At 26.3% G+C, this 8,181-nt stretch carries 8 protein-coding genes; 5 read left to right on the top strand and 3 right to left on the bottom strand.

Annotated elements, in window-relative coordinates:
- Positions 1–330: 330 nt before the first annotated feature.
- Entirely contained in the window at positions 331–693 is a 363-nt protein-coding gene (locus KGF39_RS18370; protein WP_227823414.1) for a helix-turn-helix domain-containing protein, read from the top strand.
- A gap of 664 nt (positions 694–1,357) precedes the next feature.
- Here KGF39_RS18370 and KGF39_RS18365 read toward each other — a convergent pair.
- From KGF39_RS18365 to KGF39_RS18355, 3 genes are all read right to left on the bottom strand, one after another.
- Positions 1,358–1,939: a hypothetical protein gene (locus KGF39_RS18365; protein ID WP_227823413.1), complete on the bottom strand. Its 582-nt coding sequence runs from the start codon at positions 1,937–1,939 to the stop codon at positions 1,358–1,360.
- A gap of 526 nt (positions 1,940–2,465) precedes the next feature.
- A complete protein-coding gene (locus tag KGF39_RS18360) occupies positions 2,466–4,688 on the bottom strand; it encodes a DEAD/DEAH box helicase family protein (protein WP_227823412.1) in 2,223 nt (740 codons plus the stop codon).
- 424 nt (positions 4,689–5,112) lie between these two features.
- Entirely contained in the window at positions 5,113–5,583 is a 471-nt protein-coding gene (locus KGF39_RS18355; protein ID WP_227823411.1) for a hypothetical protein, read from the bottom strand.
- Between the two features lie 568 nt (positions 5,584–6,151).
- Between KGF39_RS18355 and KGF39_RS20000 the strand changes: the two genes are divergently transcribed.
- From KGF39_RS20000 to KGF39_RS18340, 4 genes are all read left to right on the top strand, one after another.
- Positions 6,152–6,280 carry a hypothetical protein gene (locus KGF39_RS20000; protein WP_255643638.1) on the top strand — a complete coding sequence of 43 codons (129 nt, stop codon included), beginning with the start codon at positions 6,152–6,154 and terminating at the stop codon, positions 6,278–6,280.
- Positions 6,281–6,529: 249 nt separating this feature from the next.
- A complete protein-coding gene (locus tag KGF39_RS18350; RefSeq protein WP_227823410.1) occupies positions 6,530–6,709 on the top strand; it encodes a hypothetical protein in 180 nt (59 codons plus the stop codon).
- A gap of 265 nt (positions 6,710–6,974) precedes the next feature.
- Positions 6,975–7,784 carry a ParA family protein gene (locus KGF39_RS18345; protein ID WP_227823409.1) on the top strand — a complete coding sequence of 270 codons (810 nt, stop codon included), beginning with the start codon at positions 6,975–6,977 and terminating at the stop codon, positions 7,782–7,784.
- Positions 7,785–8,120 (top strand): hypothetical protein, encoded by a 336-nt coding sequence (locus KGF39_RS18340; protein WP_227823408.1) that lies wholly within the window; start codon positions 7,785–7,787, stop codon positions 8,118–8,120.
- Positions 8,121–8,181: the final 61 nt, after the last annotated feature.

The raw sequence follows: 8,181 nt of genomic DNA, 5'->3' as shown, positions 1-8,181 counted from the left end.
CGCTTCATTTAGTTTATTGATATCTAAAATATCGCTTTTAACAATGTTTTCAATTTCACTTGCTTTTACTAAAGATTTGATTACTCTTTGTTTTTCTTCACTTATTTTTAAATATAAGCCTGCGCTTTTTAAAATCATATCTGCCCTATCCATTAATTCATCTCCTGACTTCAAATAACGTTTATATTCACATTATAAGACGTTATTTGAAGACTGTCAATACTATTTAAAGATTTTTTACGTCTTCATTTTACGCTTTTAACGTACAATTACGTTGACTTGAACAATATTTTACGATAAAATCAAAATATAGCGAAAGGAGTTAAAAAAATGGATGGAATAAATGTACGAATAAGAAAATTAAGATTATCAGAAGGTTTAAAGCAAATAGAACTCGGAGAAAAATTAGGAAAAACAAAGAATGAGATATACAACATGGAAAGCGGAAGAACAAAGATAAAAGAAAGTGATTTAAAATTAATAATTTCATTGTTTAAAATAAATGAAGAATGGCTAAGAACTGGCAGAGGCGAAATGTATAATATCGAGGATAAAAATTCTATAAAAGCAGAAGCTTTTTGTGCCATAGATGATAATGAAAAATTGGCAGAGGCTGTTTTGGAGTTCAGCAAACTAACAGATGAACAATTAGAATCACTCTTGAAAATATTGGAAGTTTTTTCAAAAGAATAAAAAGCTATCATTTTTAATTTGATAGCTTTTCGTATGTACTCATTTATTTTTAGTTTTTCGCTTTAAATACAAATAGATAATCTCTAATAATTCTCTGTCCCCAATTTCGTCTATCATCTTTTTTATTTCTTTTTTCAACTTAAATCATCCCCCTAATGCAAGTAGAATAATACATTCTTAAAATTTGTAAAAAATAACTTACAATTTTAATTATACCCCCTTTTGTTCGATATTACAAGAACACATGTACGATTTTTTGTCGTAATTAAACATTTATACTACTATAATAGTACCTTTTATCAAATTTTGCTACTAGAAAATACTTCCAATTCAAAAAATACTGAATTTTCTTGCATATATATATAATCCTAACCCCGTGATTTTTTGTTTTATTAAATACAAATTTCTAATTGTTCTATTACTTCTTTTCCCTTTTCTATTTTTTACATCAAAAAGCCGGGAGTAGGATTTAATATATATATATATATATAATCCTTTTTGTTTAGATGCAAATCTCTAATTGTTCTTTTGATTCTACTTCTTTTTCTTTTTCCTTTTCAATTTTAAACCCTATGTCAAATTCATTATTTAAACTCAACATAACAATGCTGTTTACTTATATTTAAAAGACCTAACGCAAAAAACATTAAGTCTTTTTCCTTGTTTATTCAAATTTTATAGTTCCAAGTTCTATCCAATTATCGTCATACAATTCTGGATACTTCTTTTGTATATCCTCTTTAGTAGCTCCAGCACTTGCGTCTTTCATAGCATTAGTTAAATTGCTATAATCTTTTAAATTATATTTAAGTATTATCTCTTTTACATTCATTTTCTTTTCAACTGGTATCTTAACTTGTGCATCAAAAGAATAATTTGCAGGCACTTGTTGATTTTCTAACTTATCTGTAACTTTTATATGCTCAAATTCGTAGCCGTCCTTAGCTGTAGCATTCCAACCTGTTTGAAACAGTTTAATAGCCTCGTCGCTAGTATTTTTAACTGACACATTAACTATTTTATATTCATAGTCTGACGCCTTAGCTGCATCCAATCCCATTTGGAAATACTCTCCATTTTCATTATAGCTTCCATCCTGGTTACAATCTGCTTTGATTTGTTCCGCAGATGTTTCTTTTGCAACAATTTCAATTCCATTAATCTTATCTCCACTCGCCGTTGACGAACAGGCAACTAAGGTTAATCCCAGTATTCCAATAATGACACATAATAATATTTTTTTCATTCTATCCCCCTATATTTGCTTTTTTATATATATTTCTACACTAAAGTAAATTTTCCTCTTTTAATTGTATGCATTCATATTTTAAAATTTAATCTAACTTATTATCAAAAAGTCAACGGAGTAGGAATTTATATATATATATATATTAAATCCTACTCCGTTGACTTTTTGTTTTATTAAATACAAATTTCTAATTGTTCTTTAACCTTTGTTTTCTAGTTTTTATAGCATTTTTTAAATATTGTATGTTAATTATGTTTATTTTAACTGGTGACTTATTATCAAAAAGTCACGGGGTTAGGAATTTATATATATATATATATTAAATCCTACTCCGTTGACTTTTTGTTTTATTAAATACAAATTTCTAATTGTTCTTTAACCTTTGTTTTCTAGTTTTTATAGCATTTTTTAAATATTGTATGTTAATTATGTTTATTTTAACTGGTGACTTATTATCAAAAAGTCACGGGGTTAGGAATTTATATATATATATATATTAAATCCTAACCCCGTGACTTTTTGTTTAAACGCAAATTTCCATTTGTTTTTTTTCTTCCTTTTCAATTTTGAATCCTATCTCAAATTCATTATTTAAAAATGCTTTTTCAATTTCATCTAGTTTATCTAATAATTTTTTCTTTCTAATTTTTATTGCATTTCTTAAAGTTAAATCACCTTTTTCTAGTTTTAAATCCTTTTCTATGTCTTCTACTGTTATATATCTTTCAATTTTATTTATTCTTATCCTGTCACCATCTATAAATTCAACATTTGGAATATTATTTTTGTAATATGAGTATTCTTTCAATGCTCCAAAGTTTCTATGTTGTTTGTTTTTTATTACAAATATATTTTTTAAGATAGTTCCTAGTTTAGTTGTTGTTAACTTCCAATCATCTCCTAGGATTATCCCTAAATCGTTACTTAACTCTTGTAAATTGTATTCTGTGTAAGCTGTTCCAATCCCTGCTAACTTGTCAATATAGTTATACGCAACAACTTCTATCAAGTTATCATTCAGCAAATTTGGATGTTCTTCTTTTAACTCTCTGTAGATAAGATTATTTATTTTATTAAATATATTACCTCTTTTATTGTTCCCCATATTCGCAAGTTGCCACGATAATTCAAGACTATAGTTATTTTCAAGTACATATTTAGAAAATAGTTCAATTTCGTTGTAACAGTCTGCTTTGTCGATTAAATAATCTATATTATACTTAATGTATGCCTGCTTGTAGTCGTTTTCAGACATCTTATTATAATTCATATAGCTCATGAGGTTAAAGTCCTTAGAACCCCTTTTAAATTGCTCATAGCCGACTAGGTACTTTTTATTTTCTTCTAAAGTTTTCAATGTTGCTCTTTTGATTTCTTTTAATACTTTTTTATATTCTTTTATTTCTTGTTTTGTTTCCTCGTCCTGCTCTTCTATGTTTTCTATTTTTACATCTTTGAAATATTCTTCTAAAAGTACTTTTAAACTCGCTATTGTTCTGCTGTTATAATACCTTGTGTAAGTATTACTTATAATAAATAACTTATCTATTTCATAACATTTATTTTTATTTGAATAGTATACATTAGAATCTATACTGAATGGAACAAGGTCTATTCCAACAGTTTCAAATCCTGTTGCTCTTTTACTATTTAACTCGTTATATAATGCTTTTAATTTATTCGCTCTTTTAAAATTAATATTAATTATATTATTAACTTCATAAACCTTATTACTTGCCTCTGCGTCATTAAAATTATTGAAAATATGAACCCTTACACGCTTTAATTCTCTGAATCTTGCAACATACTGTTTTATTGTCGCTGGGTCTTTAAAACCTGCGATTATTATATCTGTTATGTCTTTGTTTTTTATATTTACCCCTGCTAAAATTGTTGTTGTGTTTAGTAAAAGTTCATAGTCTCCCATATCAGAGTGTTGTATTATTCTCTTATACAATTCACTTTTAGCCTTGATTTTTGCGTAAACAATGTCACCTTTTTTTGCTGTTAATTCATTTATATATTTTAAATCTTTTTTATTATTATAAAGAACTGCACTATTTTTTGATTTATTGATAATCTCTATCATTTTATCTAAGTTTATATTGTCATAAAGTTTTACATCATACTTAGTATTTTTTTCTTTTATGTATTCTATTATGTAGTCATATATTTCAAACTCTAATTTAGTTGGAGTTGCTGTTATATCTATTCTTCCTTTGCATTTTACAACTATATTATTTAAATTTTTTATCGCTTTTTCTCTGTAAGAATCTGTATATGTTTGATGTATTTCATCAACAACGATTATGTAATCGCTCAAATCAATGTTTAGTAATTGTTCTGTTTTATCCCATGTCATAACTACTAGATTTCCACCTTTTAGCGCTTTGGTTGCAGGCAATAGGTCGTATGCACCTGGTACGTCATATTCCTTCATAGCCTGTTCTACGTTCGCAGAATTCGGTAATATGAATAATGCTTTTGTATTCATTTTTTTAAGTGCATTTATAAAGCTATAGCTTTTTCCTGTCCCTGTTTCAGCAAGTAAAAGAACCGTCTCTCCTGCTCCTGCTCTCGCTATCGCATTATATACTCCACTCTTTTTTTCATCTATATATTTTTTTATTTTATGTGTTTCTTGTCTCTTGAACTTTGCGTAATTTTCTATCTCTCCTACTGCTCTTTCTAAATCGCAATCATTTCTAAATATCTTATCTATGTCATTTTTATTAATATTTTCCACCTTTTATCCCTCCAATTTTTTTTGGAGGCTGACGCTCTTTTTTTGATTTTTTGTAATAATTTTACTATTAAAATTACCCTAAAAACCTTGTGTTTTTCTACACTTTGTCTTATAATATAAATATAAGTATAGAAAAGCAAGGATATATTATCCTTAAGAGAGGTCTAACCTCCAGTGTAAGGAACATGATTGTTTGACGGCAAGTGCATGTTCCTTGTTTATTTTTTGTAGATTTTTTTAAACCAATAAAAAAAGTTTTCTGCTTATTATGATTATAATTATAGCACATTTAAATTATAAAAAAATATACTCTTTTGGAAATAAATTATATTTTCTTTTTTAAAATCTCTGTCTTACTTCACAATAGAGGTGTAGACAGTAGTCGTCATTTTCTTCGGCGGAGAATACCGACCAGCTCGGCATATCAAACTCTTTTCCAAATTTTTTTCATACTTTCGCAACAATTATATTCTATATAAATTTTATCTTCTTCTTGCAATTCACTTAATTCTTCAATGAAATCGAGGTTTACTCTATAGCATCTTTTTCCACTTTTAGTTGTGTACATTTCATAGGAATTATTTTTTATGTATGGTTCTAAATCTCTTAGGAAGCTATTCTTTTTAGTTATTTTTTTAAACCCCTTATATTCTTCAAATTTTAACTTATTAAAATTCTCTATTTCTATAGTTATATCTTTTTTCAATAGCTTATCATTATAAACTGGTTTATATTTAGATATAAAGTATCTTTCAGCCAATTCCATATCTCCTTCTGTATAGCATTCATTAGGTAAATGGGAATGATTATTTAATCTATGATTTAAATTTTTTGCTTTTCCAACATATAGAACTTCTATAAAACCTTTTACAAACATATAAACACAATTTTCCATTTTGAACCTCCTTAAAAGTATGTTATAAAAATTTTATCATAAAAAATATACTCTTTTTGAAAATAAATTATATTTAAAAAAAATATTTTCTTAAAAACTGTATTTTAAAAAGACTTAGTATCTAAACTAAGTCTTTTTTATATGTAAAATATGTTATAATATTTATGCAAGGAAAAAATGATTGAAAAGTGTAAGAGTAGTTATTTCCATATTTAAACGCCAAATTCCGCAATGGAAGGAGGTGGAGCGATATGGTAATAAATTTTTTATTGAGTATATTAGCTGGTATTGTATCAGCTTTTGCATATGATAAAATAAAAAACTACTCAAACGCCAATAAGAGTAGTTTAAAAAAGTAATTAATTTTTAATCTGAATTGGAAATAACTGCTCTTGTATAAAGTAAATCATTATTTCCTTGCTTTTATTATATCACATTTTCTTTAAAAGATACAACTTTACATCATTTTAAATATACCAAAATTTTCTAAAAAAATAGGGAAAAACTATTGATTTTGACGTAACGTCATGCTATAATAATATTATAGGAAGGAGGTGAAAAAAAGAAAATGAGCAGACTAGAAAGAAGACAAAAAAATAGAGAGAAAAGACTTGGCAAAGTTAAAATCATTCTCTCTATTCTAAGTATTTTAGTAAGTTTAATAGATAGACTTATTAAACTTCTAAAAGACTTGTAGTAGGTTTTAAGCTAAGAAGGAATTGCTCTTCCTTCTTAGTGACTTCTTTCTTAAATTATAACACATTTTCTTAAAAAGTATGAGTAAAAAAGTATATAAAACATGCGTTGCTTTAATTATTTTTACTATATTTTTAGATGTAATTCTTCTAGTAAAAAGCTTTAGTTTAAGTAATGTGATTTGGTTACTTGTAAGTTTTTTACTATTAGCATTTTTTTACTGGCAACGTAAAAAAGGTGAGTGGTAGTTTTGGAAGAAACAAGGGTTTTGAATGTAATTTATAACAAAGGTGGTAGTGGTTCTATAAGCACAAAGTTAAACTTACCTATCACATTTGTAAGAGCGTTAGGTGTATCCGAAAGCGATAGAACTGTTGAGGTCACTTTGAGAGGCGACGAAATAATAATTAAAAAGGCTAAGAATAAATGACTTTTTCTATAAAAGAAGGTTGCTTTTTTTCTTAGCCTTCTTTTTCAAATTTTACTATAATATAAAAATAATACTATAATATTATAAAAATATTATTTTAGTATTGTATATATAATATTAAAATATTATGAAATACAATATATAAATATTGTATTTATATTATTTAAATATTGCAATTAATAATATTAATATATTGTTGTAATATTATAAAAACAATACTACAATATTATTATAATATTATAAATATAATAATGAGGTGGAGAAAATGGCTAATACAAAGCTACTTACGTACTTTAACATAAAAGGGGGAATATATAAGACAACAACGTCTATAATGACAGCGTATGAACTTGCGAAAGATAAAGATAAAAAAATTCTCTTGTGGGATTTAGATGTACAAGCAAATCTAACACAATATGTTTATGAAATAAATCATAATGATAATACTACATTAGATATTTTAAGAGGGATTAGTGCTAATGATGTAATAGTCAAGTCACCTAATGCAAATTACACTAATGTAGACTTAATTCCTTCTGACATACAAATGGCTAGATTTGAACAAGAGCTATCACCTTTGCCAGCTAGGGAAAAATTTTTAGCTCGCTGGTACATGCAAAACTTTAATACTTTGAGTGAGTATGATTATATTATCTGTGATTTATCTCCACGCTACGATTTGACAGCTAAAAATGTGCTTTTCTTAGCAGATAGTATAATTATTCCAATTCAAGATAAAAACATTTCTTCTTTAAGAGGAGCAGAATTATTTAAGCAACTTTGGGATGTTGATAGAACCTATTTTGATAAGGAGGATAATATAAAAAATACTATTTTAGTTGGATTTGAGAAGAAGAAAACTCAAATTAGCGATACTTTCGATTCTTATCTGGAAGGGTTTAACGATATGAGAGATATTATGTTAGATACATATATTAGAAAAAATGAGTTTATAGAGAAAGCCCTATTGAAAAAACTATCTCTAACAGATTATACAAAAATAACTAAAGACCATTTCAGCAGACAGGAGTTTACTAATGTGTTAGAAGAACTAAAAGTGAAAGGAGTGTTATAAATGCCAGAATTTAACGGAGAACTTTTATCTAATAAAGAAAAACCAGTTTTCAAAAAAAATGGAACAATCATACAAAATGATTCTACAACTACAGACAATAAGACATTAAACATATATAATCTAGTTAATAAGAAAAGTAAAAAGGTAACTATGAGTGCAACGCTCGATGAAGAACTTGTAAATAAATTAAAATCTTTTTCTATTGATATGAATAGCGACGTCAGTAAATTATTAAGCGATATACTAACTCGAATTTTATCTGATGTTACTATAAAAGAAGAGAATTTAAATATATACAATGAGAGAAATAAAAGAAATAAGACTAAGAAAAAGTAAATAATATTATGTTTATATTGTTTAGATATTACTCAAATATTATATATATAATATTTGAGTA

Source organism: Clostridioides sp. ZZV14-6345 (assembly GCF_020657775.1).
GTDB classification, from domain to species: Bacteria; Bacillota; Clostridia; order Peptostreptococcales; family Peptostreptococcaceae; genus Clostridioides; species Clostridioides difficile_D.
This window is presented reverse-complemented; position numbering and strand designations above follow the sequence as displayed.

What these genes read in the sequence shown, in the direction of transcription:
- KGF39_RS18370 (WP_227823414.1), top strand. Translation starts at nt 331, where the DNA reads ATGGATGGAATAAATGTACGAATAAGAAAATTAAGATTATCAGAAGGT.
- KGF39_RS18365 (WP_227823413.1), bottom strand. Translation starts at nt 1,939, where the DNA reads ATGAAAAAAATATTATTATGTGTCATTATTGGAATACTGGGATTAACC.
- KGF39_RS18355 (WP_227823411.1), bottom strand. Translation starts at nt 5,583, where the DNA reads ATGGAAAATTGTGTTTATATGTTTGTAAAAGGTTTTATAGAAGTTCTA.
- KGF39_RS20000 (WP_255643638.1), top strand. Translation starts at nt 6,152, where the DNA reads ATGAGCAGACTAGAAAGAAGACAAAAAAATAGAGAGAAAAGACTTGGC.
- KGF39_RS18345 (WP_227823409.1), top strand. Translation starts at nt 6,975, where the DNA reads ATGGCTAATACAAAGCTACTTACGTACTTTAACATAAAAGGGGGAATA.
- KGF39_RS18340 (WP_227823408.1), top strand. Translation starts at nt 7,785, where the DNA reads ATGCCAGAATTTAACGGAGAACTTTTATCTAATAAAGAAAAACCAGTT.